Consider the following 26,240-nt stretch of genomic DNA (forward strand, 5'->3'; position numbering starts at 1 on the left):
GATGAGCGACAATACCGATACCCGCCGCCTCGACTGGGCCAAGGGCGATGGCCTGTTGCCGGCAATCGTGCAGCACTGGCTCACCGGCGAAGTGCTGATGCTGGGCTACATGACGGCCGCGGCGCTGGCCGAAACGCAGCGCAGCGGCCACGTCACTTTTTACAGCCGCAGCAAGCAGCGGCTGTGGACCAAGGGCGAAAGCTCGGGTCACGTGCTCGTGCTGAAATCGCTCCGCATCGACTGCGACGCCGACACCTTGCTGATCTTGGCCGATCCGCATGGCCCCACCTGCCACACCGGCACCTCCAGCTGCTTTGGCGACCGCGCCGACGTGCGCCCGCCGCTGGGCTTTCTCGCCGAACTCGATGCACTGGTGGCGCAGCGGCACGCCGAGCGTCCCGATGGCAGCTACACCACCAGGCTGTTCGACGGTGGCATTCGCCGCATCGCGCAGAAGGTGGGTGAGGAGGGTGTCGAGACGGCGCTGGCGGCCGTGGCGCAGGGAGATGACGAGTTGCTGGGCGAAGCGGCGGACCTGCTGTTTCACCTCATCGTGGCGTTGCGGGCACGGGGGTTGTCATTGGCGGATGCAGTGAACGTGCTGGCTGACCGGCACCGTGACGGGTAGGGATGCGGACGCATCGTCGTGTTGCCGTTCTCAATCGGCCAACCGCGCAACCACCAGGTCCAGCAGCGCCCTCAGCCGCGCCAGCCGGCGCATGTCGCGGTGATAGCCGATCCAGGTTTCGCGCGCCGGTGGCTCTTCGCCCAGGTCGATGCGCCGCAAACTGTCGAGCGCATCGCCCAATGGACGCGGCAGGACCGCAACGCCCGAACCCTGCATGCACATCCTTGCCTGCACGGCGCGCGCGTTGCTGCGAAACGCCACGCGGGCATTCGGGAGCACGCGCTGCAACCAGGCGACGTCGGGCATGTTGCCGAAGGCGCTGTCCATGGTGATCAGCCCGGCACCTTCACCATCGCCGGCGCGGGGCGGGGGATAATCGGCAGCCATGTACACGCCGTACGGCATGTGCAGCAGCTTGCGCGAGACGATGTCGGGTTCGTCGAAGGGCCTGATGCGGAACGCCAGGTCGGCTTCGCGGCGTGACAGGCTGAGGAAACGCGTGTCGGTCAGCAGTTCGACGGTGACGTGCGGATAGGCCCGAGCGAATTCCGCGATGACCGGTGTCAGCACGTGTTCGGCGAACCAGTCCGAGGCGGTGATCCGCAGCAGGCCGTCGAGCTGCCGTTCCTGGCCGGCCAGCTGGCGCTGGAACGCGAGTGCTTCGTCCTCGATGCGTTCGGCGTGGTTGAGTACCGCCGCTCCCTCGTCGGTGAGCACGAAACCCTCCGAGGTGCGCTGGAACAGCTTGTGCCCCACGGCGTTTTCCAGCGCCTGCAACCGGCGGCCCATGGTGGGCTGGGTTTGTCCCAGCTTGCGCGCGGCGGCACCGAGCGTGCCCTCGCGTGCGATGGCCAGGAAGACACGCAGATCGCTCCATTCCATCGCGGCACCTCGTTGGAAAGCCAGGTCGGCAGCCATGCAATTATGCATGAATAAAATGCAAAATATTGGATTTTCAAACGAAATTGACGGGCGTAGCGTGGAGACCACTTCCTCCCACGCCGAGTACGCCATGACTATCGCTTCCTCCATGCAAGCCGCCGTTCTTGAAAACCACGGCGCCCCATTCCGCCTGACCAGCATCGCCCGCCCCGTGCCGCAGGCGGGCCAGGTGCTGGTGTGCATCATGGCCAGTGGCGTCAATCCGCTGGACCTGAAGATCCGCAGCGGTGCCGCCGAACACGCCCGTCATCCGCTGCCGGCGATCCTGGGCATCGACATGGCCGGCGTCGTCGTCGCGCTGGGTGCGGGCGTCACCGGCTTTCGGGTGGGTGACGAGGTCTATGGCATGACGGGTGGTGTCGGTGGCGTGCAGGGTTCGCTGGCCGAATATGCCGCCGTGGATGCCAGCCTGCTGGCGCTCAAGCCCGCGCACTTCAGCATGCGCGAGGCGGCCTCGCTGCCGCTGGTCTTCATCACCGCGTGGGAAGGTCTGGTGGATCGTGCCCACGTAGGCGCCGGCCAGACCGTGCTGGTGCAAGGCGGCGCGGGCGGCGTGGGCAGCATGGCGATCCAGATTGCCCGTGCTTTCGGCGCGACCGTTTTCGCCACGGACACCGCGGCGCGCGGCAGCATCAGCCAGCAACTGGGCGCGACACCGATCGACCACGAGCAGATGCCGGTCGAAGAACAGATAGCCGTCCATACGGCCGGTCGCGGTTTCGACGTGGTGTATGACACCGCCGGCGGCGCGAGCCTGGATGCGTCGTTCAGGGCCGTGGCGCGTTTCGGTCACGTGGTCAGCTCGCTGGGTTGGGGTACGCACGCGCTGGCGCCCCTCTCGTTCCGGGCCGCCACCTATTCCGGCGTGTTCACCTTGCTGCCCCTGCTGACCGGCGAAGGCAAGCCGCATCACGGCGAGATCCTGCGCGAAGCCACGCGCCTGGCCGAGGCAGGGATGATCAGGCCGCTGCTGGACGCGCGCCAGTTCGAGCTGGCCACGGTCGGTGAAGCCCATGCCTTGATCGAGCAGCGACAGGCGCGCGGCAAGGTGGTGGTCAGCATCCAGGGATGAAGCATCGCGGCGGATGGCCTGGCCGGAACGCCTGACTATCCGTCGCGCCGGTGCTTGTCAGTTGTTTCGATGAGATCGTGAAGCGCAGATGTCGTCGATGCGGGGCTGGCGCACCCCGCGATCGTCAGAGAAACATGCCGCCCGAAGCCTCCACGCGCTGCGCGTTGATCCAGCCGCTGCCCGGGGCGAGCAGTGCCGCCACGGCACCGCCGATGTCGTCGGGCAAGCCGGCGCGGCCCAGCGCCGTGTTGCCGGCGATCAAGGTGTTGAGTGCCGCATTGTCACGCACCGCGCCGCCGCCGAAATCGGTTTCGATCGCACCCGGGGCCAGCGTATTGACCCGGATGCCGCGTGCGCCCAGTTCCTTGGCCAGGTAACGGGTGAGCACCTCCACGCCGCCTTTCATGCTGGCGTAGGCCGCGTAGCCGGGCAGCGCGAAGCGGGTCAGGCCGGAGGAGACGTTGATGATGCGGCCGCCATCGGCGATCAGCGGCAGCAAGGCCTGGGTCAGGAAGAAGGGGCCCTTCAGATGGACGGCCATCATCGTGTCGAACTGCTCCGGCGTGGTGTCGGCGATGGGGGCGACCAGGCCCATGCCGGCGTTGTTGAGCAGGAAGTCGAAGTGCTCGCGTTGCCAGTGATCGGCGAGGACCTTGCGTACCGCGCCGGCGAACCCGGGAAACCCGCTCGCGTCCGACACATCCAGCTGCAGGCTTGCCGCGCGGCGACCGAGCGCCTCGATCTCGGCCACGACCGAGCGCGCGTCGTCGATGCCGCTGCGGAAGGTAATGATCACGTCCGTGCCCTGGCGGGCCAGGGCGATGGCGGCGTTGCGACCGAGGCCGCGGCTGCCGCCGGTGATCAGGGCGATGGGAGTCGGGATAGTCATGGCAGGTCCTTGGTGTTGGCCGGAACGGTCCGGCGTGGTTGGTTGGGTGCCAGACTATTGGTAGTCATGTTCGCAATAAATAACCAGTATATGATTTGAATGTTCATATCCGGATAACAATGCGCATGCACGACATCGAGGCCATGAAAATCTTCGTCCGCGTGGCCGAGCGCGGCAGCTTCACCCAGGCTGCTGCCGACCTGGGTTTGCCCAAGGCCAGCGCATCGAATGCCGTACAGCGGCTGGAGTCGCTGCTGGGAACGCGCCTGCTGCATCGAACCACGCGCCGGGTCGAGCCGAGCCAGGACGGCCTGGCATTCCTGGAGCGCTGCCGCGACGCGCTGGACGCGTTCGATGAACTGCAGTCGATGTTCCGCGACGACGACCGCCAGCTGCGTGGGCGGCTGCGCGTGGACATGCCGACCACCGCGGCCCGCGCCTTCGTGCTGCCGCGCCTGCCGGAGTTTCTGGCCGCGCATCCCGGCATCGAGCTGGAGCTGAGCTGCGCGGACCGACGCGTCGACCTGGTTCGCGAAGGTTTCGATTGCGTGCTGCGGGTAGGCGTTCTGGAGGATGTCGACAACCTGGTGGCGCGGCCGCTGGGCAGTTACGACATCGGCACATTCGCCAGTCCCGCCTACCTGGCGGCGCATGGCGAGCCGCGCACTCCGGCCGAGCTGGACGGCCATCGGATGGTGCATTACGCGCAGAACTTCGGCGGCACTCCCGACGGCTTCGAGTACGTCGACGAAGCGGGTTTGCACGTGCTGCCGCTTGCCGGTGCAGTCACCGTCAACAACACCGACAGCTACCAGGCCGCGTGCGTGGCCGGCTTGGGCCTGATCCAGGCGCCGGTGGCGGGCATGCGGCATCTGGTCGATGCCGGGCTGGTGAAGGAATTACTGGTGGACCATCGCGCCGAACCGATGCCGGTGAGTTTGCTGTATGCCAGTCGCCGGCACTTGCCACGGCGCGTGCGCGTGTTCATGGATTGGCTGGCCGAATGCGGGGAGTGGAACGCGGGATCGTGAGCCAGGGCGCGGGTGAGTTCCAGTCCTCACGGGAATGCGCAGTGGACGCCGCGGGCTGATGCGATGCTTTCGCCGGGCTTGAGCTTGGCGAGCCAGGCGTCGTGCATGCCCTTGCTCCACCATTGCCAGTGATCGTCCACGTAGCGCGCGCCGCTGGCGGAAACGGCGATGTGCAAATGGTGGGTCCGGCCGTCGAAGGTGAGTGTCGCGGTATCGGTGTCGGGATAGACGGCTTGCACGGTGCGTCCGTCATCGCAGGCATAAGCCATCGGCTTGGCCGTAGTGGACACGGGCGCCGCGACGGGCGTGAACGGGCTCAACGCGTAAGTGGACGGTTGGCCACCGGCGCCGCACAGGCGGCCGGTGAACGCGGTGGAAATCCGCTGCTGGTCGAGCGCGAGCGTGAGCCGCGCCGGTGCTTCGCAATGGCCGTTGTCGTAGACGTCGCCCGACACCCAGCGCATGTCGCTGGTGACGACCGCGCCCGGCGCGAGCGCGATCGGGGAATGCGAGGCGGCATCCGGCCCGGTCGGAGTTTGCGCCACGATGTTCAGCGTCTGCCCGCCTGAATCCGCGAAGCTCGGTAGCGGGCGCGCAGGGATCGTGCAGGCGGCCGCGCCGGTATTGCGCAGGACCAGCATCGTGCCCGAATGCGACATGCCGTTGAAACGCCCGCCAGCGGAATCGAGGGTGAGGGCGAGTTGCGAGGGCGCACAGGCAATGATCCGCGCATTGGCCGCCCCTGGCGGGGCCGCGTCGGCCCGGGTGGCGTCGGTCTGCGGCGGCTGCGAAGTACAGGCCATCAGCGTCAGCGCCAGGGCGGCGATCGGGAACGTACGCAACATCGCCCAGGCCGGAGCGGCTCCCGGCAGACGACGGCCTGCCGCGGCAGGAATCCTGTTTGCAGTGGGTCTTTTCATTGCCGGGTTCCCTGGAAGACGGTCGACGACGTTAACACCCGGATCGCGAAGCTCTTGTCAGAGCCTGGCGATCACCGCGTTACTTCCGGCACTCAAAGGACGATCTCGCAGCATCGACACTGCCGGGAGGACGCCGCAAGGCGGGGTGATGGATCGCGGGGGTTTCACATGACGGACGAAAACCGGCTGGCCCGCTGTGCGGGGCTGGTCTATCTGGTGGTGGTCGTGACCGGCTTCTTCAGCCTGGGCTATGTGCCGGGCAGGCTTGCTGCGCCAGGCGATCCGCCGGCCATGCTGGCCAATATCGTGGCGCACGAAACCTTGTTCCGCGCGGGCATCGTCTCCTTCATGATCGAACAGGTGGCCTTCCTGCTGCTGCCGCTGTTGCTGTTTCGCCTGCTTCATCGCGTTCACCAGCGCGCGGCCGTCGCGATGGTCGCGCTGGCGATCACGGCCGTGCCGATCGCCCTGATCGGGGTGATGCATCGACTCGATGCACTGTGGCTGTTGACCGATGGCCATGGCTTGCCGATGGAGACGATGACGCCGCTGGCATTGCTTGCCCTGAAGTCGTATGGCCACGCCATTTTCGTGGCCAGCCTGTTCTGGGGGCTGTGGCTGTTGCCGTTCGGCTATCTCGTGTTCACCAGCGGCATGCTGCCACGCCTGGCTGGCTTGCTGCTGATGCTGGGCGGTATCGGCTACCTGGTGGACGTGTTTGCCGACTTGTTGCTGCCGGGATATGCAGACACGGCGTTTTCCAACTACGTCCACCTGCCGGCAGCCCTGGGCGAGATCGGCACCTGCCTGTGGCTGCTGCTGATGGGCGTGCGGGCAGGTGATGCACAAGCTCAACCGAGGAGTGCGACATGAGCGCCACATCCCTGGTCGACATCAAGTTGCACGTGCGCTTCAAGCTGTCGGCGCTGTGGACGGCGCTGATGTTCTGCTACATCTACGGCGACTACTTCGGCCTCTACGTGCCGGGCAAGTTGCAGGGCATGCTGGGCGGAAAAGGGCCGGTCGGTCCGGTGAGCGAGGCGACCCTGGTCGGCACCGCCCTGCTGCTGGCCGTGCCGGGGCTGATGGTGTTCCTGTCGCTGCTGCTGCTGCCCCGGCTGTGCCGCTGGCTGAACATCGGGCTGGGCCTGTTCTATACCGCGATCATGCTGCTGACGATGCCGGGCGCGTGGTGGTTCTACATCGTGCTGGGCGTGATCGAGGTGGCGTTGTCGCTGCTGATCGCTGCCATGGCGTGGCGCTGGCCGCGGAGCTGACGCGGCGGGCTAGGGCGTCGGGCGGCTGCCGGCCGCCGTCGGTGCCGCGGGTTCGAACGGTACCGCCGGCCCGGGCGTGATGCCCTTGCGCCACCGCGCCAGCTGGTCGCGGATGCCGCTGCCGATATCGATCTGCGGTTCGGATGGGGTGAGGTTGTCCTGTTTTTCCCACGCGGCGATATCGTTGCGGGCCCGGGTGAATGCATCGGCGAAGTTGTCGCTGTGGTTCAGCGCATCGACCAGCCAGGCCTTGCCGAAATAGGTGATGTCCGAATCGCTGCCGCAGCCGAACGAGCTGCGATCGCTGCGCGCGGCGGTGAGCACCATCGTGCCGGGGCCGCGCAGTGGCGGCAGGAAGCCGCCGGAATAGCAGGCGTTGATCACCACGACCTTCCATTTGAACGGATGCAGGGCGAGGATGCCGGCGAGGTCGGTGGCGCCGATCGGGTCCAGCGGCAGCGGGTCCATGTCGATCAGCAACTCATGATCCTCGCTGCCGTGGCTGGTCACGTAGAGCAGCAGGATGTCGTCGGGCTGCATCGCCTTGCCCAGTCCGTCGAGCGCCATTTCCAGATTGCTCCAGCTGGCCAGCGGACGGGTGGACAAGGTGGCCGGGTTGTTCTCCAGCACCAGGCTGTGCGTGGCGGGGCCGAAGCGCCGGGTGAACAGCCGGGCGGCGTATTCGGCTTCGTTGCGGAACACGTCCTCGCCGCCGTCGCCGGCGAAGGTCAGCAGGTACAGGTTCGGCCTGCCGGGCGTGCGCGGGCCGAGTTCGGCCAGCGCCTGGCGCATCATCCGTGGTTGCGCGTAGAGCACCTGCTCCGGTGTCGGCGCCTGGTCGGGCCAGCGCTCGCCATCGTCGACCGTCATGTCCGGGTCCGCCATGTCCTGCGGCAGGATGGCCGAAGTGGCGGCTGCGGGAGTGGCGGCTGCATGCGGCGAGACGGCGGGCCGGCCTGACCACCACGCGTTCAGCAGCACGCCGGCGGCGAGTGCGAGCAGAATGGTCAGGGCGTTGCGCATGGCGGACGTGCGTGCCCGGTCAGACGGCGATCGTGCCGAAATCGCGATGGACCGGGTGGCGCGGCGTGGCCGGCAATGCCTGCGGTTCGCGCACCAGCCATGCGGTCTGGAAACCTGCCTCGCGGGCGGCGTCGAGTTCCTCGACGATGTCGGACAGGAACAGCAGGTGCTGCGGCTGTTCGCCGACCGCCTCGGCGATGCGCCGGTACGACCCGGCTTCGCGCTTCGGTCCGGTTTCGGTATCGAAGTAGCCGGCGAACAGCGGGCCCAGGTCACCTGCCTCGCTGTACCTGAAGAACAGCTGTTGCGCGGGCACCGAGCCGGAGGAGTAGACGTACAGGCGCAGGCCGTCGGCGCGCCACTGGCGCAGGCGGGCGGCGACTTCCGGGTACATGTGGGCGCGGTAGTCGCCGGCCTCGTAGCCGTCCTTCCAGATCATGCCCTGCAGCGCCTTCAGCGCGGTGGACTTGCGGTCCTGGTCGATCCAGCCCAGCAGCAATTCGATGATGTCCTGGCGACTGGCCTCGATCAGCCCGGCTTCGCGGGCCGCCTCGTGCAGCCAGTGCTGCACTTCGGGCCGGTCGCCGTGGGTTTCGACGAAAGCCGGCAGGCGTTTGCGCGCGTACGGGAACAGCACGTCGCGGACGAAGTCGATCGAGCTGGTGGTGCCCTCGATGTCGGTGACGATGGCGCGGATTTCGGTCATGGATTCGGGATTCGGGATACGCGGGAGCGGGGCGTCGTCTGCGTGCGGGCTGGTTACTGCTTCGCCTGCATGCGGGGGAAGCCGGCGGCGATGTCGTCGCCGGTGAAGTTCGCCACCCAGCCTTCCTTGTTGGTGAACAGCCGGATTGCCACGAAGTACGGCGACTCGCTCATGTCGAACCAGTGGCGGGTGCCGTCGGGCACGCCGATCAGATCGCCCTGTTCGCACAGGATGTCGTAGACCTTGCCGTCGACGTGCAGGGTGAACTGGCCGGAGCCGGCCACGAAAAACCGCACTTCGTCCTCGCTGTGGGTGTGTTCGCTGAGGAATTTCTGGCGCAGCGTGGCGCGGTCGGGGTGGTCGGGGGTGAGGCTGATCACGTCGACCGCCTGGTAGCCCTTCTCGCCCATCAGGCGGTCGATGTCGCCGCGGTAGGCGGCGATCACCTCGTCCTGGCTGGCGCCGGGCACGATCGGCTGGGTGGCGGCCCACTGTTCGAAGCGCACGCCGATCCTGCCCAGTTCGGCGGCGATGGCGGCATGGTCGTCCAGCACCGCCAGCGGGGATTGCGGGTGGCTTTCGTCGAAGATGCGCAGTCGGCTCATGATGCCCTCAGCTGTTTCAGGTCCAGTTCGCAGGCCAGCAGGAACTCCAGCGCTTCCAGGTGGCGCCGGGTTTCGGCCATGTCGCGGCCCCAGGTGTAGATGCCGTGGCCGTCGATCAGGTAGGCATGCAGGGGCTTGCCCGCATCGAGCCAGGCATCGACCCGGACGACCAGTTCGGGCATGTGCTGGGTGTTGGGGAACACCGGGATTTCCAGCACGCTGTCATGGCTGTGATAGCCGCTGATGGCCTTCTGCAGCTCCCAGCCCTGCAGGCGGATCACGCCGTCATCGGCGTACAGGCGCGAGGCGACGCTCTGCGTGCGCGAATGCGTGTGCAGCACGGCCTGCATCTGCGGCCAGCGCCGGTAGATCTGGGTATGCAGCGCCGTTTCCGCACTGGGACGCGCATCGGTGCCCACGGCGTCGCCGGCCAGGTCGATCAGCATGATGTCGGCGCGACCGAGCCGGCCCTTGTGCTTGCCCGACACCGTGATCGCCGCGTGTGCTTCATCGACGCGCATCGAGAAATTGCTGCTGGTCGCGGGCGTCCAGCCGAGCTCCGACAGTTCGCGCGCGGCTTCGACGATGGCGTCGGCACGCTGCTCGAACAGGCTGGCAGGTATCGTGGCCGGAAGTGTCTGGATCATGCGTTTTGGACGTCCAAATGGAGGCCGACTATACCACGCGGCCATTCTCGCCCTGGCTGTAATGAGAGCCATTCTCGCAAGTCAGGAAAAATTTGCCCGCGGCGCGTAACATCGGCGCGAGTCCGGGGCAGGGTGCGCCGGATAGTTACGACGGAGGCTTGCCCATGTCGAAAGAACAAGATATCGAATCGCGTCGCCGATTCCTCAAGGTTGCCGCCGGAACCGCCGCTGCGGCCGTGGTTGTCGGCGGCCTGCCGCGCCTTGCGCGTGCGGCCGACCTGCCGCCGGTGACCGAGGCGGACCCGACCGCCAAGGCGCTGGGCTATGTCGAGGATGCCAGCAAGTCGACGAACGCGAAGTACAAGGCCGGTGACGACTGCGCCAATTGCCAGTTCTATACCGGTGGCGCGACCGGCCGTGGTCCGTGCCAGCTGTTCCCGGGCAAGTCGGTGAATGCCAAGGGCTGGTGTGTGTCGCACACGCCGAAGAAGGCCTGATCGCGCACATCAGCGGTCGCATCATCGCTCATGAAAAAAAGCCGGCTCTCGCCGGCTTTTTTCATGAGCGCCCGCATGGAGCGAAAGCGCGAAGCGGATTCCGGACAAAAGTGCGGCTCGGACACGTCAGGCTGAGGAGCTACCCACCTGACAAGCCGAGCCGCGATCCGGGGCCCACTGCCAAGTGATCAACCCGCGGACTGGCGATGATACTCCCGACTTCGCCGAATGGGCGGCCAGCCCCTCGATTTCTCTTGAAAAGTTATCGTTAAATAAAGCAAAAACAGTGAGTTGCCGCTCAACTTCTCAGAAAATTTGTGAGACAGGCCTCGTGAAAGCCAATTTTCCTGTAGTCGTCATTTCGACGCAATTGATCGAAATTTGGCGACATTTGGCGCCAATCGCCGACGTCAGCTCTCCGTGCCGGCCGCCGCTGCCGCCAGCCGCAAGGCGCTGTGCCGGCGGCTGTACAGGAAGTAGATGGCGAAGCCGAGCAGGGTCCAGATCCCCAGGATGGCCCAGTTGAACCAGTCCAGGCTGAACAGCAGGGCGAAGCAGCTGGCCACGCCGGCCAGGCAGGTGAACCAGACCCACGGCACGCGGAACGTGCGCGGCAGATCGGGCAAGGTGTGACGCAGGATCAGCACGCCGGCGCACACCGCGGAGAAGGCGATCAGCGTACCCATCGAGGTGAGGTTGGCCAGCAGGTCCAGCGGGAACACCGCGGCGAGCAGGGCGATCATGGCGCCGGTGATCAGGGTGTTGATGTGCGGCGTGCGGTAGCGCGGATGCACCTTGGCGAACACCTTCGGCAACATGCCGTCGCGGGCCATGATCATGAAGATGCGCGGCTGCGCGATGATCATCACCAGGATCACCGAGGACAGGCCGATCATCGCGCCGATCTCCACCACCAGACGCAGCCAGCCCAGCTGCGGGATGGCGGCCACTGCGGTGACCACCGGCTCGGAGGTATCGAGCAGGGAGTAGGGCACCAGTCCGGTCAACACCGCGGCCATGGCCAGGTACAACACGGTGCAGATCACCAGCGAGACCAGGATGCCGAAGGGCAGGTCGCGCTGCGGATTCTTGCATTCCTGGGCCGCGGTCGAGGTTGCCTCGAAACCGATATAGGCGAAGAACACCATGGCTGCGCCGCGCATGATGCCGGACCAGCCGTACTTGCCGTCGCCCTGCGGTTCCGGAATGAACGGATGCCAGTTCTCCGGGTTCACGTAGCGGTAGCCGGCCACCACGACGATGACGATCAGGCCCACCTTGACCAGCACCATCAGCGCGTTGAGGCCCGACGACTCGCGGATGCCGATGTAGCACAGCCAGGTGAGCGCCATCACGATGGCGACCGCGGGCAGGTTGAACAGGTGGCCGGTGACCACCAGGCGCCCGTCGGTGAACGCCAGCGGCGCCTCGGTGAGCGCCACCGGCAGGTGCAGGCCCATGTGATCGAGCAGGCTGGTGAAATAGCCGGTCCAGCTGGCCGCCACGGCCGAGGCGGAGATGCCGTACTCGGCCACCATGTTCCAGCCGATGAACCACGCAGCCAGCTCGCCCAGCGAAGCGTAGGCATACGAATAGGAGCTGCCGGAGATCGGGATCACCGTGGCGAATTCGGCGTAGCACAGCGCGCTGAAGCCGCTGCAGATCGCCGCGATGATGAAGGAGATCAGCACCGCCGGACCGGCATGTTCCGCCGCCGCCGTGCCGGTGACCACGAAGATGCCGGTGCCGATGACGGCGCCGATGCCCAGCGCGGTGATGCCCCACGGACCGAGGGTGCGGCGCAGTCCCGGGCCGTGACCGTGGTCGTCATTGCTGAAATCGGTCTTGCGGGCGAGCAACTGCTTGAGCATGGGATTCGTCTTCGAAGGCGGACATCAGGCTCCGTCGACGGAACCCCTCAAACGCAGCGGCCGGCGTGGTGGGCGCCGGCCGCCGGGTGTCACTGCGCGCTCTGGCGCAATTTGCTGTTGCGGTAGCCGTAGAAGGCGTAGACCAGGAAGCCGATGACGATCCAGCCCACCAGCAGCGGCCAGCGCACCTGGAAGGCCTGCCAGAACAGGAACAGGCAGGCGAAGGCGCCCAGCGGGCAGACCAGCCACGGCAGCGGCACGCGGAACGCGCGCGGCAGTTCCGGACGGGTACGACGCAGCACCAGCACGCCGATGCACACGGTGGCGAAGGCGAGCAGGGTGCCCATCGACACCAGGTCGCCGAGCACGTCCACCGGGAACAGGCCGGCCAGGAGGCAGGCGATCACACCCACCAGGATGGTGCCGATATACGGGGTGCGGTGCTTCGAATGCAGCTTGCCCAGCGCCTTGGGCAGCAGTCCGTCGCGCGACATCGAATAGAAGATGCGCGGCTGGCCCATCAGCATCACCAGGATCACCGAGCTCAGGCCGGCCAGTGCGGCGAACACCACCAGGACCTTCAGCGAGCCCAGCAGGTAGCTGGAGGCGGAGCCGGGGGCGACATTGCCGAGCACATAGTTGATCGCGGTAGCGACCGGCTCGGGCGTGTTGAGCATGCGGAACGGCGTGGTGCCGGTCATGACCGCGGCCATAGCGATGTACAGCACGGTGCAGATCAACAACGAGCCGAGGATGCCGATCGGCATGTCGCGCTGGGGGTTCTTCGCTTCGCCGGCGGCGGTGGAAACCGCGTCGAAGCCGATGTAGGCAAAGAACACCAAGGTGGCGCCGCGATAGATGCCGCTCCAGCCGAACTTCGAGCCGCCCTCGTTCGCCGGGATGAAGGGATGCCACAGATCGGCATTGATGTAGTTGAACATCACGATCAGGAACAGCACGATCACGGTGACCTTGATCGCCACGATGATCGCGTTGACCGTGGCCGACTGGGTGATGCCCATGTAGCACAGCCAGCTGATCGCGCCGACGATGAGGATCGCCGGAAGGTTGATCAGCGCACCGGTGAAGACCAGCTTGTGACCGCCTTCGGCGAAGGTCAGCGGCGCCGACGAGAGCGCTGCGGGCAGGGTGAAGTTCACGCCCGTCATCGAGCTGAGCATTCGCAGCATCTCGCCGAAATAACCCGACCAGGCGACCGCCACGGTCGATGCAGCGAACAGGTATTCGAGCACCAGCGCCCAGCCGATGAACCAGGCCACCACTTCGCCGAGGGTCGCGTAGGAGTAGGAGTAGGCACTGCCGGACACCGGCAGCATCGCGGCGAACTCCGCGTAGCACATGCCGGCCAGACCGCAGGCAAACGCTGCGATCAGAAAGCTGAAAATGAGTGCGGGGCCGGCGAACTGCGCCGCCGCCGTGCCGGTGATGGCGAAGATGCCGGCGCCGATCACCGCGCCGATACCGAGCATCACCAGATGCCGAGCCGTCAGTACGCGCTTGAGAGTGACTTCGCCCTCGGCGCCGCCTTCGACGGGTTCGCCAGCGTCCACGTGAGGCATTGCCTCGATCGTGTGAGTGGCAAATAGACCTTTTATCATCAACTTCCCCTCAGGTGATTTTGCCCGCGTCCGCTCTGCGGCGGATGGATGAAACGGGTGGGCAATGGCGGGCCAACATAGCCCATGCGGCAAAGGTTGTACAAGCTCCACTCATGTTGCGGCGAAACATGCCGCGACCGGCTTTCAGGCAGTCGTTCGACTCATCGCGGGACATCCATGCAGCAACCGATCATCATCATGTTCGAAGCTTTCCAGCGCTACCGTGACCAATGGCAGGGGGAGTCCACGGTCGTCGCGCAGTTCGAAAGTTTTCTGCATGCGCACGCGCATGGATTCGAGCGGAGCAACGTCGCCGGCCACTTCACCGGCTCGGCCTGGCTGGTCAGCGGCGACGGCAGGCGCGTGTTGCTGATGCATCACCGCAAGCTGGATCGCTGGTTGCAGCCGGGCGGTCATGCCGATGGCGACACGGATCTTGCCCGGGTCGCCCTGCGCGAGGCGGAAGAGGAAACCGGCCTGACCGGCCTTCGCGTCGAAGGCGACATCTTCGACATTGATCGACATCGCATCCCCGCTCGCGCGAACGAGTCCGAGCACTGGCACTACGACGTGCGCTACGTGGTGCGGGCGGGAGCGGACGAGTCGTTCGTGGTCAATGCCGAGTCGCATGCGCTGGCCTGGCGACCGGTGGGCGAGGTGGCGAACGATGAGACACTCGATGCGTCGTTGCGACGAATGGCGCGCAAGTGGCTGGCAACGGGCTGACCGGCCTTACGCGTATTTCTCCGGTGCGGGATGGACGTGGCCGCATTCGCTGCAGGTGCGCGCGTCGATCGAGCGATAGAAGCGTTCGAACACCGGCGGAAAATCGCTCTCGATGCTGTCGAGGGTGAAATACTCCTCGTACAGCTTGTGGTTGCACTGTTCGCAGAACCACATCAGGCCATCCTTCTCGCCCGCGATGCGGCGGCGTTCGATCACCAGGCCGATCGAGCCGGCGGCACGGTTTGGCGAGTGCGGCACGCGTGGCGGCAGGTAGAACATTTCGCCGGCGCGTAGCGGGATGTCGCGGGCCACGCCGTCGTCCTGCACCTTCAGCGTGATCTCGCCTTCGAGCTGGTAGAAGAACTCGGGGCCTTCGTCGTAGTGATAGTCGGTGCGCGCGTTGGGCCCGCCCACGATCATGATGATGAAGTCGCCGTCGACGATGCACTTGTTGCCCACCGGCGGCTTGAGCAGGTGACGGTGCTCGTCGATCCAGCGCTGCAGGTTGATGGGCGGGGTCAGGGCCATGGCGTTTCTCGCTTGCGATGCGTGCATCTTAGCGCCGTCATGCGGTTCACACCTCGAGCGTGGCCAGGTCGCCCTTCTCCTCCAGCCACGACTTGCGATCGCCGGCGCGTTTCTTGGCCAGCAACATGTCCATCAGTTTCGACGTGCCGTCGTCGTCGCCGATGGTCAGCTGCACCAGCCGGCGCGTGTCCGGATGGATGGTCGATTCGCGCAACTGCGGCGGATTCATCTCGCCCAGGCCCTTGAAGCGGGTGGTGCTGACCGCGCCCTTCATCTTCTCGCGCTCGATCCGCTGCAGCATCGCTTCCTTCTCGCCCTCGTCGAGGCAGTAGAACACCTGCTTGCCCACGTCGACGCGGAACAGCGGCGGCATCGCCACGAACACGTGGCCTTCGCTGACCAGCCTCGGGAAGTGCCGCAGGAACAGCGCCGAAAGCAGGGTGGCGATGTGCAGGCCATCGGAGTCCGCATCGGCCAGGATCACCACCTTGCCGTAGCGCAGGCCGGACAGGTCATCCTTGCCCGGATCGCAGCCGATCGCCACGGCGAGGTTGTGCACTTCCTCGGACGCCAGCACCGAGGTCGATTCGACTTCCCAGGTGTTGAGGATCTTGCCGCGCAGCGGCAGGATCGCCTGGAACTCCTTGTCGCGCGCCTGCTTGGCGCTGCCGCCGGCCGAGTCGCCCTCGACCAGGAACAGCTCGGTGCGGGTGAGATCGGTGGCGGTGCAGTCGGCCAGCTTGCCGGGCAGTTGCGGGCCCTGGGTGATCTTCTTGCGCACGATCTGCTTGGCGGCTTTCAGTCGTGCGCTGGCGCGCTCGATCGCCAGCTGGGCGATGCGTTCGCCGGTGCCCACGTTCTGGTTCAGCCACAGGCTGAAGGCGTCGTGGATGACGTTCTCGATCATCCCGGCGGCCTGGCGCGAGGACAGCCGCTCCTTGGTCTGGCCGGCGAACTGCGGGTCCTGCAGGCGGGCGGACAGCACGAAGGCGATGCGCTCCCACACGTCTTCCGGCGCCAGCTTCACGCCGCGCGGCAGCAGGTTGCGGATGTCGCAGAACTCGCGGATCGCGGTGGTCAGGCCGGTGCGCAGGCCATTGACGTGGGTGCCGCCCTGGGCAGTGGGAATCAGGTTGACGTAGCTTTCCTGCACCAGCTCGCCTTCGGGCAGCCAGGCCAGGGCGACTTCCATGCCTTCGGCATCGCGCGCCATCTGGTGCACGAACAAGTCGTTGGGCAGGGCTTCATTGCCTTCGAGCTCGCCGCGCAGGTAGTCGCGCAGGCCGTCCTCGTAATGCCACTCGATGACCTCGCCGCTGGCTTCGTCGGTGAGCTTCATGTTGAGGCCGGCGCACAGCACGGCCTTGGCCCGCAACAGGTGCTTGAGCTTGCCCAGCGACACCTTGGGCGAGTCGAAGTATTTCGCCTCGGGCCAGAAGTGCAGGGTGGTGCCAGTACGCTTCTTGCCGACCGTGCCGATCACTTCCAGCGGGCTGACCTTGTCGCCGTGCTCGAACGCCATCGCGTACTCGGAACCGTCGCGCCGGATGGTGACTTCCACCCGATCGGACAACGCGTTGACCACCGACACGCCCACGCCGTGCAGGCCGCCGGAAAAGCTGTAGTTCTTGCCGCTGAACTTACCGCCCGCGTGCAGCCGGGTCATGATCAGCTCGACGCCCGACACGCCCTCCTCGGGATGGATGTCCACCGGCATGCCGCGGCCGTCGTCGCTTACCGACACCGAGCCATCGGCGTGCAGCACCACCTCGATCGCACTGGCGTGGCCGGCCAGCGCCTCGTCCACCGAGTTGTCCACCACCTCCTGCACCAGGTGGTTTGGCCGGGTCGTGTCGGTATACATGCCCGGTCGGCGTTTCACCGGGTCCAGGCCGGACAGGACTTCGATGTCGGCGGCGTTGTAGCGACTGCTCATGCGTGTGTTTCGATGGAGAAAAGACGGCAAAGCATGGGGTGCGCAGGTGGCGACGGTCAAGCCGCGCAGACTCGGCCCGGCGGCATGGAAGGCATCAGGACCGCCCCGCTGGCGGTGCCAGGCCGAACAATGTCCAGATCCGCGCATCGAGTTCGCGAGCCAGCCGTTCGACGTCGTCGCCGGGCAGCCGCTCGTGAATCTGCCGCGCCAGCGCCGCCGCCTCGGCGGACTCATGGCGGGCCGGATCGGGCAGCGGAAACTGTTCCACGTACTGGGTGATGAAGCGTCGGCGGCCAGCGTAGAGCTTGTTGTTGAAGCGGTGGTCGTAGAACGCCTCGATGAAGCCCGAGTTGGCCACGGCCAGCGCAAGCCACAGCAGATCCTCCTCGTGCTGGCGCTCGCAATGCAGCCAGTAGCACTCGCCGTTGACCACGCCGCCTTCCGTATCCATCCAGAACACGGGCTTTTCCGAGATGTCCGGAAAGACCAGTTTCGGGGCGCTCCATGCAGCCGGGTCCTGCGGAACCCACAGTTCGTACCAGCGACGCCCGGCTGCAATGAGGTAGCTGCGTGCCTCCAGCGTGTCGCGATGACGTTCCAGATAGGCGCGCGCGTTCGGGCAAAGACCAAGGTCGGCAGCTTCGCGTCGGCCGTTCACGACCACATGGGGATACAGGATTTCCCGGCGCCGCGATGGTGCCGGCGACATGTCGGCCTTGAACCGGCGCGCGGCGTGGCGCGTGATCAGGGGGCGCAGCAGTTCCGGCCGCCCATCGGGCAGGCCATCCCAGTCATCGCGGATGAAGACCTTGTCGGCGGTGGATTTTACGCCCACGCGGATCTTGCCGATATGGCGGAACGTGGCCCAGGTGTGTGCGGCGACCGTGGCCAGCCAGTGCTCGCCAGCCACGCTGGCCAGGCGCCAGACACCCTCCGTCGTATCGCCATGATCGAGCACGCCATGTCGGACGCGGAAGCGGCGACCGTCGGCGAGGCCCGCCACCTCGTCATCGCCGGCCGCCAGCGCGGACAGCGCATCCGCGGCTTCGGTCGTGGCGGGCTCGCGCGTTTCGTAGAGCGAGGAAAAGCCGATCGCGGCATCGGCAGTACCGTGCGGATTTGCGCCGCGCGCCAGCAGGACGGCCGGCAATACCGCGGCGCCGAACGGCTTGCTGTCGCCCATGTCCCATACCTGCGTTAAACGGAAGCGCGACAACAGCTCGCGCCGCACCGCCTGGCCAGAGCGGGTGCTCATGAAGCGGTTGGAGGTGATCACGCCCGCCACGCCGTCCTCGCTGAGTACCCGCGAGATGCCCAGCAGAAACGGGTAATACAGATCCACCCGGCCGGTCAGGCCGAACTGTCGCGCCAGTTGTTGCGCCTGTTGCGCGCCCATGATCTGCGTGCGCACGTAGGGCGGGTTGGCGATGACCAGGTCGAAACGCTTTGTCGTCGTGTTGTCGGACGGGCGGCTGACCACGTCGAGAAAGTCGGCTTGCTCAAGCAGGATGTCCACGTCGGGATGATCGCGACGAAGGCGCTCGTTCGCCCGCGCCAGCGCTGCCTGGTCGATGTCGTGGCCGCGCACCTGCAGCCGTTTGTGCAGCGTTGGCGGCAGTGCCGTGAGCAAGGCGTCGAGCAGGGCGCCGTCTCCCGCAGCCGGGTCAAGCACGCGTATGCTTCCGCGCCGGGGGAGCGTGGCGATGCGCAGCATCTGTCGCGCGACAAAGTCGGCGAGGGACGCCGGCGTGTAGGTGGCGCCCGCGGATTTGCGGGTTTCCACAGCGGCGTAGCGCGGGCGTTGCATGAGCTGCTCGTCAGCCTCGTCCATATTGCGCGTGTCCATCGGCAATGCCTGTGTGTCGTGATGCGCCGTGGCGCGCAAGTCTGCCTGCGACGTCCCGGTTCGCCGTGCGCGGCGTCACACAAGGATGACGCATGTCACGCCGGCAGGCATGAGTGCCCGTTATCCTCTGGCCTCGATGGAGATTTGTCGACCGGGGATCAGGGAAGATGACGGGACTGCAGGGCGCATGGATCGAGCTGGAACGCTGGGCTGCTCGCCGCGTTTCTGCGGTAAGGGGTGATGCCATCCTGATCGCGGCGCGCAGCTTCTGCCTCAGGGAGGCATTGACGCAATCGGCTCATCAGGCTGCCGAACAGATCGAACACGACTTTCATGATCTGGATGTCGCCGCGATCGCCCGGGAGATCGCCCGCTTGCTGGCCGAATGCCTGGCGATCATGGTCGCAACCACCGGCATCGGCGCGCTGCTCGGTGGCGTCGCGGGATTTTTCGGCGGTTTCGGAGCCGGCGCCGCACCGGGTGCGGTGGCGGGTGCGGCGCTGGGCGCGGAAGCCGGCGAATGGATACTCGCCGTGCTGGGCCTGAAGGCGTTGGCCGAATTCGTCGTGGAAGGCCTGCCAGCCATCGGGCGCACCTATTGGAGCGGTATTCGCGAAGCGTGGCTGGCCGCTGCTCCGCCACCGTTGCCCCAGGGGCAACCGCACATCAATGCCTTCGCCATCCGGCATGCGGCCAGCCTGCTTGCCCGCGGTCACGTGGCAATGTTCGTCCTGTTGTTGATGGCGATTGTCGCTTACGTCAGCAAGGGGCGCGGCAGCATGCGGGAACTCGCCGAAAAGGCCAGCAATGGTCGTTTGGGGCGCAAGTTCGGCGAATGGTTGTTGCGAAATGAGTCGAAGCTCAGGGCAGACCCGCGGTTGCGGCCTGTCCGTCAGGAGTCGACGACAGCAAGGCCTGCGAGAGAGCAATCGTCCGATGATTTCGCGCGCGTTCGGCGAAACGCTCCACCAAGGAATACAAGAGAGGCGCCAAAGCCGGAAACAAGGACGGAGAAAAGCGTATGGGACATGCCTCCCGGGGAGCGCGGAATCGCGATTGAATCCCGATTGGCGAAATCCGAATACAGTCCGGCCAATGGCTGGTATCGCGTGGGCGCTGAGCGGGGAGGCTACTTTCCGCTGGTGGACTTTCAGCAAGGAGATACGCTGGTCAGCCTGAAAACGGTGGACACCACAGGTGCCTCATGGCTGGGACGGCTGGAAAGCCACATCGATGATCTCGCCACCAACGGTGCCACGGTTGACGGCCAACCGGCGAACATGGTGCTCGATCTGCGGGTTCAGCCCGGCGGTGCGCAAGCGGCATCCGGGCTTATCGATTACGGTCAGCGCCAAGGCGTCACGGTCATAGTCAAGGAATTCAATTGATGAACAAAAACGCTGAGCAAGTCGAGCTGATCTTTGCGATGGATTCGCTCGCTGCCGACGATGCAGCCAACCGACTCATCGGTGCCCTGCATCTGCGAGACAAGTCGGTCACGCTTTACGAAGAGCCGATGCCAGCCCAGGCTGCCATCGGCAGGATTGCGATGGAGGGAAAGCCGTCCTTCAAGATCGGGGCGGACGCTGTATCGATTCACTTTTCGACCATGCGTGCGTTTCAACTGCAGTCAGTGACGGTCAGCATGGGTGAACCTTGCCCGCTTGCCGCCTGGCAGGAAGTCGTGGGCTCCTTGCTTGGCTGCGAAGGGTTTGTTCAGGCGTGCCTCGTAAACAGTGACTATTCGTTCTGGCAGAACGCGGCAGATCCGCTTCAGTATCAGGTTGCAGGCAGGAGTATGGCGGGCTTGCCGATGATTTCGAACGGATTGCCTGCGCCGCTGCAAAAGCTGGTCGTCGATACGTCCGGCAACCCTGGACGAAGAAGCCTCAAAGGCGGTTACGTCGAAATGGTCGGTCATGTCATGTGGTTTGGTCCCCGTTTCTGGGCACTCAGGGGTACGTTTCGACGGGACAAATTGCTCGCGTGCTCCGACTTTCGAACCAGCGAGATGCGTCATGGCGTACTGCGTATGGTTGCCGCGGAAACGCCTTTCAATGACGAAAGCAGCGGGCCAACCCAGGATCGTTTGCGAAAATTGTTGTTCGAGTGATGCCGGATACCGATTTGGCGTTGCGGGAGGCAGGCATCCGATGGAATGCGTGATCGCTTTGCACAAGGGCGTGGATCGTCTTCTCTTCGGAATGTCCGCGTCGCAAGTCAGGGCCCTGCTGCATGCCAGGTTCAACTCGTTCAAGCGCAGCCCGGATGCCGCGCATCCCATTGACCACTTCGTCGAAGTGGGATTGTTCGCCCATTACGACAGGGCCGGACATCTCGAGGCGATCGAACTTGCCTCGCCGGCAGCGGCTGGACTCTACGGCATCAACTTGTTGGGCATGGGTTTCGACGAGGCCGTGAAGTACCTGAAGTCCAGGGACCCTCAGCTGCAGCATGAGGTCGACGGCGCGATCTCCCTGGCGCTGGGGCTAGGCCTTTACGCGCCGCATGCGGAAGGCGACCCGAAAGCCCCGGCGGAAAGCGTGCTCGTGGTTGCGCGAGGCTACTACGACTGAGTGGTTGCCACGGTCGTCACGACCTCACCGATACCCTTGCGCCTGCAGCGAGAACAGGTGCGCGTAATGCCCGTCCTCGGCCATCAGCTGCTCGTGGTTGCCGCGTTCGATGATGCGGCCGTCCTGGATCACGATGATCTGGTCGGCCATGCGCACGGTGGAGAAGCGGTGCGAGATCAGGATCGCGATGCGGTTGCCTGCGAGTTCGCGGAAGTGTTCGAAGATGGTGGCTTCGGCTTGCGCGTCCATCGCGGCGGTGGGTTCGTCCAGCACCAGGATGTCGGCGCGTGAGCGCATGAAGGCGCGGGCCAGGGCGATCTTCTGCCACTGGCCGCCGGAAAGTTCCCGCCCGTCGTTGAACCACTTGCCGAGCTGCGTATCGAAGCCGGCCGGCAGGCTGTCGATGAAATCGCTGGCCATGCCCTTGTCGCTGGCCTCGCGCCAGCGCACCTCGTCGTCGAAGTGGGTGACGTCGCCGGCGCCGACGTTCTCGCCCACGCGCATCTGGTAGCGCGCGAAGTCCTGGAAGATCACCCCGATGCGCTGCAGCAGCACGCCCTCGTCCCACTCGCGCAGGTCGGTGCCGTCGAGCAGGATGCGGCCGCGGTCGGGCGTGTACAGGCGCGTGAGCAGCTTGATCAGGGTGGTCTTGCCCGAGCCGTTCTGGCCGACCAGGGCCAGCGATTCGCCGGGGCGGATGTGCAGGTCGATGTCGCGCAGCGCCGGCTCGCCGGCGCCGGGGTAGGTGAAGCTGACCTGCTCGAAGCGGATGCCGTCCTCGGGCTTCGCGCCGCGCTGCGCCATGCCGGCCGCCGGCGGCACCGGGGTTTCCAGGTATTCGTACAACGTGGAGAGGTAGAGGTTGTCCTCGTACATGCCGCCGATCGCCGACAGCATCGCCGACACCGCCGACTGGCCTTGGCGGAACAGTGCCAGGTACATCGTCATCTGGCCCAGGGTGATGCGCGCCATCACCGTGCTGGCGGCGATCCACGCATAGGCGCCGTACAGCGCCAGCGTGCCCAGCAGGCCCAGCACGAAACCCCAGCTGTCGCGGCGCACGGCGAGGTCGCGATCGGCGCGGTACAGGGTGTGGAAGATGTCGCGATAGCGTTGCAGCAGCAGCGGGCCCAGGCCGAACAGCTTCACTTCCTTGGCGTGGTCCTCGCGCGCCAGCACGGTTTCCAGATACAGCTGCATGCGCGTTTCCGGCGAGCGCCAGCGGAACAGCCGGAACGCGTCGCCGGAGAATTTCGTCTCGGCGAAGAACGAGGGCAGGCCGGCCAGCAGCAGCACCGCCACCGCCCACGGCGAGAACTGGAACAGCAGGCTGCCGTAGCTGAGCAGCGAGATCGCGTTCTGGCCCAGCCCGAACGTGCGCGTCACCAGCGACAGCGGCCGGCTCGATGCCTCGCGTCGGGCGCGGGTGAGTTTGTCGTAGAACTCCGAGTCCTCGAAGTGCGCCAGCTCCAGGGTCAGCGCCTTCTCCAGGATCATTACGTTGACGCGCTGGCCCAGCTGCGCCCGCAGCAGCGACTGGCACAGCGACAAACCGCGCTGCGCGCCGGCCAGCGCCGCCACCAGCAGGCCTTCCAGCGCCACCCATTCGAAGACCGGGCGCAGCGGTGCGTGGCCGTCTGCGATCCAGAGGCGACTGGCGGTCACCACCGCATCGACGATGTGCGCACCGACCCAGGCGATGCCGGCCGGCAGCAGGCCGGCGATCAGGGTGAGCGCGGCCAGCGCGATGGTCAGCGCGTGGCTGGTGCTCCACACCAGCTCCAGCGCGCGACCGCTGTAGCGGAACACGCCCAGGAAGCTGCGGGCGAGTTCCTTCGGTGGAGCAGGAGGGGCGGCATGAGGCGGCACGTGGGGAGGATATCGGAAGCGCGCGATGACGCGCGAAGCTTCCGAGATGGGGGCCGTGCCGCCTCATGCAACCCGAGGCGGGAAGACATCGGCAATGCAGCGCCAGATCGCTTCAGTGCAGCTGGACTTCCACCAGATGTTGCGGAGTCTGGTAGAGCTCGGGAAACAGCTGCCGCAGGTGGGCGACCTTGGGCGCATCGTTGAACACGATGTACGGGTTGTTCGGATGCAGGTCGTAATAGTGCTGGTGGTAAGCCTCGGCCGGATAGAAGGCCTTGAGCGGCACCACCCGGGTGACGATCGGTGCGCCGAACGCGTTGATGGAGGTCAGCTGGGCGATGTAGCCGGTGGCGATCTTCCGCTGCTCGTCGTTGGCGTAGAACACCACCGAGCGATACTGCGCCCCGCTGTCGGGGCCTTGCCGATTGAGCTCGGTGGGGTTGAGCGCGACGGAGAAGAACACCTGCAGCAACTGGCCGTAGCTGACCCGGGATGGATCGAATTCCACCTTCACCGATTCGGCGTGGCCGGTGTCGCCGTTGCCGACCTCTTCGTAGTGCGCGGTATCGGCGTCGCCACCGGAATAGCCGGCGGTGACCCGCTGCACGCCCTTGATGCGTTCGAACACCGCCTCGATGCCCCAGAAGCAGCCGCCGGCGAACACGGCGACTTCGTTGTGCGCGGTCGAATGGGCGGCATCGACGGCGGGAGCGGGCAGTCGTGCCAGCTCGCCGGCAACCGCCGTGGGCTGGCAGGCGGCGAGGCCGGTAAGCAGGATGGCGCCGAGAAGCGGGAACAGGCGAAACGCACGATGGCGGAACATGGGCAACCTCGCGGACGAAAGGCATGCACAGGCACGGCATGCATGGAGGGGTACGCACAACGGACGGCAACGGATGCCTGTCGTTTCTGCGCGCTCACCTGGTGATTCGCCCACCGCTCATCCGCGGTTACATGCAGGCGCGCGGCGCGCTGGCTACCATGGGCGTCGACCTGACCGGAGAGCGGCGTGCCTGAAGCCATCGACCTGAACGCCTATCTGCACCGCGTGGGCTGGACCGGACCGATTGCGGTCGACCTGGCCACGCTGGGCGGGCTGGCCATCGCGCACGTGGCCTCGATTCCGTTCGCCAATCTCGACCCGCTGATGGGCCGGCCGGTGGAGCTGGGCCTGGCGGCGCTGCAGCGCAAGCTGGTGGACGAAGGCCGCGGCGGCTACTGCTTCGAGCAGAACCTGCTGTTCGAGGCCGTGCTGCGCGAAATCGGCTTCGAGGTCAGCGGCCTGATCGCCCGCGTGCTGTGGGGGCATCCGGAAGACTTGGAAACCCCGCAGACCCACATGCTGCTGCACGTCGTGCTGGCTGGCGAGAGCTGGCTGGTCGACGTGGGCTTCGGTGGCCACGTGCTCACCGGCGCGCTGCGCCTGCTTCCTGATGTCGAGCAGGCCACCGGCCACGAGCCGTTCCGCCTGCTGCAGCACGACGCCGAGTGGCGCATGCAGTCGCTGTCCCGTGGCGAGTGGCGAACGTTGTACCGCTTCGACCTGCACCCGGTGCCGATGGTCGATTACGTGGTGGCCAACCACTACGTGTCGACGCATGCCGCTTCGCGCTTCGTGGGCAACCTGCTGCTCGGGCGCACCACGGCGGAGCGGCGGCTGGGCCTGCTCAATTACGACTACACCGAGCGTCGCATCGGCCAGGAACCGGTGCGCCGCCGCCTGCATGACGTGGCCGAGTTGCGCGCGGTGATGGAAGGTGAATTCCTGCTGCGGCTTCCCGTCGACGCGGACTTCGATCGCCGGCTGGACGAACTGCCGCGCGGCTGATTCAACCGGGGCGGCGGGCCTGCGGGCGGCCGTCGTCGTAGCCTTCCGGGTCGGCCAGCACGTGGATCTCCACGTCGTCGATGGTGGCCACCTGGCCTGCGTGGATCTTGCAGGTCTTGCGCAGCTCGACCTTGCCGTCCACCGATACCGCGCCGGTGGCCACGATCGCCTTGCCGGCGCCGCCGCTGTCGCACAGGCCGACCAGCTTCAACAGCATGTTGAGCTCGACGTAGTCGCCTTCCAGTTCGAATTCGATGGTTTGCATGGGTTTGCCGTGGATGGATGATCCGCGCTCAGGCGGGAGGGTGGGCGGGCTCGAACGCGCTGTCGGGCAGCGCCAGGAACGCGAACCAGGGACGATCGTGTTCTTCGCCGAAGGTGGCGGCATCGTCGAGCATGCCCAGCAGGATGTCGTAGTCGGCGCCGGCCGCTTCGCGCAATTCGTCGACGTGCTCGAACAGCAGCACGTAGCCCCACGACGGCATCCAGCCCAGGTCGCGCAGGCAGTCGGCCAGTGCGTCCCAGTTGTAGCCGAAGCTGGCGGGCAGCTGCAGCGACACGGCCAGCCGGCGCAGCAGTTCGTCCTTGTCGCGACAGCCGGCCAGGTCGGTGCGGCACACGCACAGGTCGTCGCGGGTGGCGGCGCGATCGAGCCGGTCGATGTCGTCGGCGCCGACGAAGTACACCCCGCTCTGGCTGGGCCGGGTCAGGTCCAGGTCGAAACGCTGCGCACTCATCGCGCCACCTCGAAGCGGCGGAAGCTGCGGTAGTGGTCGTCGGTGTAGTACCACTCCGCCGGCGGCGTGCCGCCGGTGACGATGCGGCGCGCACCGCGGGTGCGTGCGCCCGGTGTCTCCACCGTGTATTCGTGGTAATAGCCGCGCGGCTGTTTCGGCAGCAGGCCTTCGTAATTGCCGAACACGGCGCCGTCCTGGCTGTGCTCGAACGGACCGCCGCGGTTGATCCGCTGCACCATCTCGCGCGCCTGCGCCGGCAGCGAGGCGTCGCCCGAGGTGTCGCCCGCCTCGGCGCCTTGCGGCGCGCGCGTGGCAGCCTCGCCGCCCGCATGGGTCGGGGTGGGTGCGATCGTGCGCGGCGTGCCGGCGTGGCGGTTCCACATCGTCACTGCAAGAATGACGATCGCCAGCAGGAGCAATGGTTTGAGTCGGCGCATGGGCTCGCGGAGCAGCAGAAGGCGCGGCGA

The 26,240-nt window shown here is 66.2% G+C and carries 28 protein-coding genes; 11 read left to right on the forward strand and 17 right to left on the reverse strand.

Going from position 1 to position 26,240, the window contains the following annotated elements:
• Position 1: 1 nt before the first annotated feature.
• Positions 2-628 (forward strand): bifunctional phosphoribosyl-AMP cyclohydrolase/phosphoribosyl-ATP diphosphatase HisIE, encoded by a 627-nt coding sequence (gene hisIE / locus I6J77_RS06915; RefSeq protein ID WP_204111066.1) that lies wholly within the window; start codon positions 2-4, stop codon positions 626-628.
• 30 nt (positions 629-658) lie between these two features.
• Here the strand turns inward: hisIE and I6J77_RS06920 are convergent, their stop codons facing one another.
• Positions 659-1,642: a LysR family transcriptional regulator gene (locus I6J77_RS06920; RefSeq protein ID WP_239309213.1), complete on the reverse strand. Its 984-nt coding sequence runs from the start codon at positions 1,640-1,642 to the stop codon at positions 659-661.
• Here I6J77_RS06920 and I6J77_RS06925 point away from each other — a divergent pair.
• Entirely contained in the window at positions 1,641-2,642 is a 1,002-nt protein-coding gene (locus tag I6J77_RS06925; protein WP_204111067.1) for a zinc-dependent alcohol dehydrogenase family protein, read from the forward strand. The genes I6J77_RS06920 and I6J77_RS06925 overlap by 2 nt on opposite strands.
• Positions 2,643-2,766: 124 nt before the next feature.
• Here the strand turns inward: I6J77_RS06925 and I6J77_RS06930 are convergent, their stop codons facing one another.
• The gene (locus I6J77_RS06930) at positions 2,767-3,531 is read right to left on the reverse strand and encodes an SDR family NAD(P)-dependent oxidoreductase (protein WP_204111068.1); all 765 of its coding nucleotides are present in this window, start codon (positions 3,529-3,531) and stop codon (positions 2,767-2,769) included.
• Between the two features lie 125 nt (positions 3,532-3,656).
• Here I6J77_RS06930 and I6J77_RS06935 point away from each other — a divergent pair, with 125 nt between their 5' ends.
• On the forward strand, positions 3,657-4,562 hold the full coding sequence (locus I6J77_RS06935) for a LysR family transcriptional regulator (protein ID WP_204111069.1): 906 nt from the start codon (positions 3,657-3,659) through the stop codon (positions 4,560-4,562).
• 26 nt (positions 4,563-4,588) lie between these two features.
• Here the strand turns inward: I6J77_RS06935 and I6J77_RS06940 are convergent, their stop codons facing one another.
• On the reverse strand, positions 4,589-5,407 hold the full coding sequence (locus tag I6J77_RS06940; RefSeq protein WP_204111070.1) for an MliC family protein: 819 nt from the start codon (positions 5,405-5,407) through the stop codon (positions 4,589-4,591).
• Positions 5,408-5,650: 243 nt separating this feature from the next.
• Here I6J77_RS06940 and I6J77_RS06945 point away from each other — a divergent pair, with 243 nt between their 5' ends.
• On the forward strand, positions 5,651-6,355 hold the full coding sequence (locus tag I6J77_RS06945) for a DUF4386 domain-containing protein (protein ID WP_204111071.1): 705 nt from the start codon (positions 5,651-5,653) through the stop codon (positions 6,353-6,355).
• The gene (locus I6J77_RS06950) at positions 6,352-6,759 is read left to right on the forward strand and encodes a DUF6326 family protein (protein WP_204111072.1); all 408 of its coding nucleotides are present in this window, start codon (positions 6,352-6,354) and stop codon (positions 6,757-6,759) included. Before I6J77_RS06945 ends, I6J77_RS06950 begins: the two co-directional genes overlap by 4 nt.
• A 9-nt stretch (positions 6,760-6,768) precedes the next feature.
• Here the strand turns inward: I6J77_RS06950 and I6J77_RS06955 are convergent, their stop codons facing one another.
• Genes I6J77_RS06955 through I6J77_RS06970 form a run of 4 tightly spaced genes read right to left on the reverse strand, consistent with a single transcriptional unit; the run spans position 6,769 to position 9,740 of the window.
• A complete protein-coding gene (locus tag I6J77_RS06955; RefSeq protein WP_204111073.1) occupies positions 6,769-7,782 on the reverse strand; it encodes a C13 family peptidase in 1,014 nt (337 codons plus the stop codon).
• A 19-nt stretch (positions 7,783-7,801) separates the two neighbouring features.
• Positions 7,802-8,488 (reverse strand): acireductone synthase, encoded by a 687-nt coding sequence (mtnC, locus tag I6J77_RS06960; RefSeq protein WP_204111074.1) that lies wholly within the window; start codon positions 8,486-8,488, stop codon positions 7,802-7,804.
• A 53-nt stretch (positions 8,489-8,541) separates the two neighbouring features.
• Entirely contained in the window at positions 8,542-9,093 is a 552-nt protein-coding gene (locus I6J77_RS06965; RefSeq protein ID WP_204111075.1) for an acireductone dioxygenase, read from the reverse strand.
• A complete protein-coding gene (locus I6J77_RS06970; RefSeq protein ID WP_204111076.1) occupies positions 9,090-9,740 on the reverse strand; it encodes a methylthioribulose 1-phosphate dehydratase in 651 nt (216 codons plus the stop codon). Before I6J77_RS06970 ends, I6J77_RS06965 begins: the two co-directional genes overlap by 4 nt.
• A 164-nt stretch (positions 9,741-9,904) precedes the next feature.
• On the opposite strand from I6J77_RS06970, the gene I6J77_RS06975 reads away from it, so the two are divergent.
• Positions 9,905-10,237, forward strand: a complete 333-nt coding sequence (locus I6J77_RS06975) for a high-potential iron-sulfur protein (protein WP_056718783.1) — start codon at positions 9,905-9,907, stop codon at positions 10,235-10,237.
• Between the two features lie 410 nt (positions 10,238-10,647).
• Here the strand turns inward: I6J77_RS06975 and I6J77_RS06980 are convergent, their stop codons facing one another.
• Both I6J77_RS06980 and I6J77_RS06985 read right to left on the reverse strand, forming a co-directional pair.
• Positions 10,648-12,108 (reverse strand): amino acid permease, encoded by a 1,461-nt coding sequence (locus I6J77_RS06980; RefSeq protein WP_204111077.1) that lies wholly within the window; start codon positions 12,106-12,108, stop codon positions 10,648-10,650.
• Between the two features lie 89 nt (positions 12,109-12,197).
• Entirely contained in the window at positions 12,198-13,727 is a 1,530-nt protein-coding gene (locus I6J77_RS06985; protein WP_204111078.1) for an amino acid permease, read from the reverse strand.
• Between the two features lie 177 nt (positions 13,728-13,904).
• Here I6J77_RS06985 and I6J77_RS06990 point away from each other — a divergent pair, with 177 nt between their 5' ends.
• Complete coding sequence (locus I6J77_RS06990; RefSeq protein WP_204111079.1) at positions 13,905-14,453, forward strand: NUDIX hydrolase; 549 nt, start codon at positions 13,905-13,907, stop codon at positions 14,451-14,453.
• Positions 14,454-14,459: 6 nt separating this feature from the next.
• On the opposite strand, the gene I6J77_RS06995 is transcribed toward I6J77_RS06990, so the two are convergent.
• The 3 genes from I6J77_RS06995 to I6J77_RS07005 form a co-directional block, all read right to left on the reverse strand.
• A complete protein-coding gene (locus I6J77_RS06995) occupies positions 14,460-14,981 on the reverse strand; it encodes a 3-hydroxyanthranilate 3,4-dioxygenase (RefSeq protein ID WP_204111080.1) in 522 nt (173 codons plus the stop codon).
• Positions 14,982-15,027: 46 nt separating this feature from the next.
• A complete protein-coding gene (parE, locus tag I6J77_RS07000) occupies positions 15,028-16,917 on the reverse strand; it encodes a DNA topoisomerase IV subunit B (RefSeq protein WP_204111081.1) in 1,890 nt (629 codons plus the stop codon).
• A gap of 94 nt (positions 16,918-17,011) precedes the next feature.
• Positions 17,012-18,763, reverse strand: coding sequence for a class I SAM-dependent DNA methyltransferase (locus I6J77_RS07005; RefSeq protein WP_204111082.1), 1,752 nt, complete (start codon positions 18,761-18,763; stop codon positions 17,012-17,014).
• Between the two features lie 167 nt (positions 18,764-18,930).
• Here I6J77_RS07005 and I6J77_RS07010 point away from each other — a divergent pair, with 167 nt between their 5' ends.
• From I6J77_RS07010 to I6J77_RS07020, 3 genes are read left to right on the forward strand one after another with little or no spacing between them, the layout of a single operon-like run.
• Positions 18,931-20,151, forward strand: a complete 1,221-nt coding sequence (locus tag I6J77_RS07010) for a DUF6861 domain-containing protein (RefSeq protein ID WP_204111083.1) — start codon at positions 18,931-18,933, stop codon at positions 20,149-20,151.
• Complete coding sequence (locus I6J77_RS07015) at positions 20,151-20,876, forward strand: hypothetical protein (protein WP_204111084.1); 726 nt, start codon at positions 20,151-20,153, stop codon at positions 20,874-20,876. Before I6J77_RS07010 ends, I6J77_RS07015 begins: the two co-directional genes overlap by 1 nt.
• A gap of 40 nt (positions 20,877-20,916) precedes the next feature.
• Positions 20,917-21,339: a hypothetical protein gene (locus I6J77_RS07020; RefSeq protein WP_204111085.1), complete on the forward strand. Its 423-nt coding sequence runs from the start codon at positions 20,917-20,919 to the stop codon at positions 21,337-21,339.
• A 24-nt stretch (positions 21,340-21,363) separates the two neighbouring features.
• Here the strand turns inward: I6J77_RS07020 and I6J77_RS07025 are convergent, their stop codons facing one another.
• Together I6J77_RS07025 and msrA are read right to left on the reverse strand one after the other, a co-directional pair.
• Positions 21,364-23,208, reverse strand: coding sequence for an ABC transporter ATP-binding protein (locus tag I6J77_RS07025; RefSeq protein ID WP_239309214.1), 1,845 nt, complete (start codon positions 23,206-23,208; stop codon positions 21,364-21,366).
• A 112-nt stretch (positions 23,209-23,320) separates the two neighbouring features.
• The gene (msrA, locus tag I6J77_RS07030) at positions 23,321-24,031 is read right to left on the reverse strand and encodes a peptide-methionine (S)-S-oxide reductase MsrA (protein ID WP_204111086.1); all 711 of its coding nucleotides are present in this window, start codon (positions 24,029-24,031) and stop codon (positions 23,321-23,323) included.
• A 186-nt stretch (positions 24,032-24,217) separates the two neighbouring features.
• Between msrA and I6J77_RS07035 the strand changes: the two genes are divergently transcribed.
• Positions 24,218-25,036: an arylamine N-acetyltransferase gene (locus tag I6J77_RS07035; RefSeq protein ID WP_204111087.1), complete on the forward strand. Its 819-nt coding sequence runs from the start codon at positions 24,218-24,220 to the stop codon at positions 25,034-25,036.
• 1 nt (position 25,037) lies between these two features.
• Here I6J77_RS07035 and I6J77_RS07040 read toward each other — a convergent pair whose 3' ends face one another.
• From I6J77_RS07040 to I6J77_RS07050, 3 genes are read right to left on the reverse strand one after another with little or no spacing between them, the layout of a single operon-like run.
• On the reverse strand, positions 25,038-25,301 hold the full coding sequence (locus I6J77_RS07040; RefSeq protein ID WP_056718792.1) for an RNA-binding S4 domain-containing protein: 264 nt from the start codon (positions 25,299-25,301) through the stop codon (positions 25,038-25,040).
• 28 nt (positions 25,302-25,329) lie between these two features.
• Positions 25,330-25,773, reverse strand: coding sequence for a barstar family protein (locus tag I6J77_RS07045; protein WP_204111088.1), 444 nt, complete (start codon positions 25,771-25,773; stop codon positions 25,330-25,332).
• Positions 25,770-26,210, reverse strand: coding sequence for a ribonuclease domain-containing protein (locus I6J77_RS07050; protein WP_204111089.1), 441 nt, complete (start codon positions 26,208-26,210; stop codon positions 25,770-25,772). The genes I6J77_RS07045 and I6J77_RS07050 overlap by 4 nt, the downstream gene beginning before the upstream one ends.
• Positions 26,211-26,240: the final 30 nt, after the last annotated feature.

The organism is Rhodanobacter sp. FDAARGOS 1247, from assembly GCF_016889805.1.
In the GTDB taxonomy this organism is placed as follows: Bacteria; Pseudomonadota; Gammaproteobacteria; order Xanthomonadales; family Rhodanobacteraceae; genus Rhodanobacter.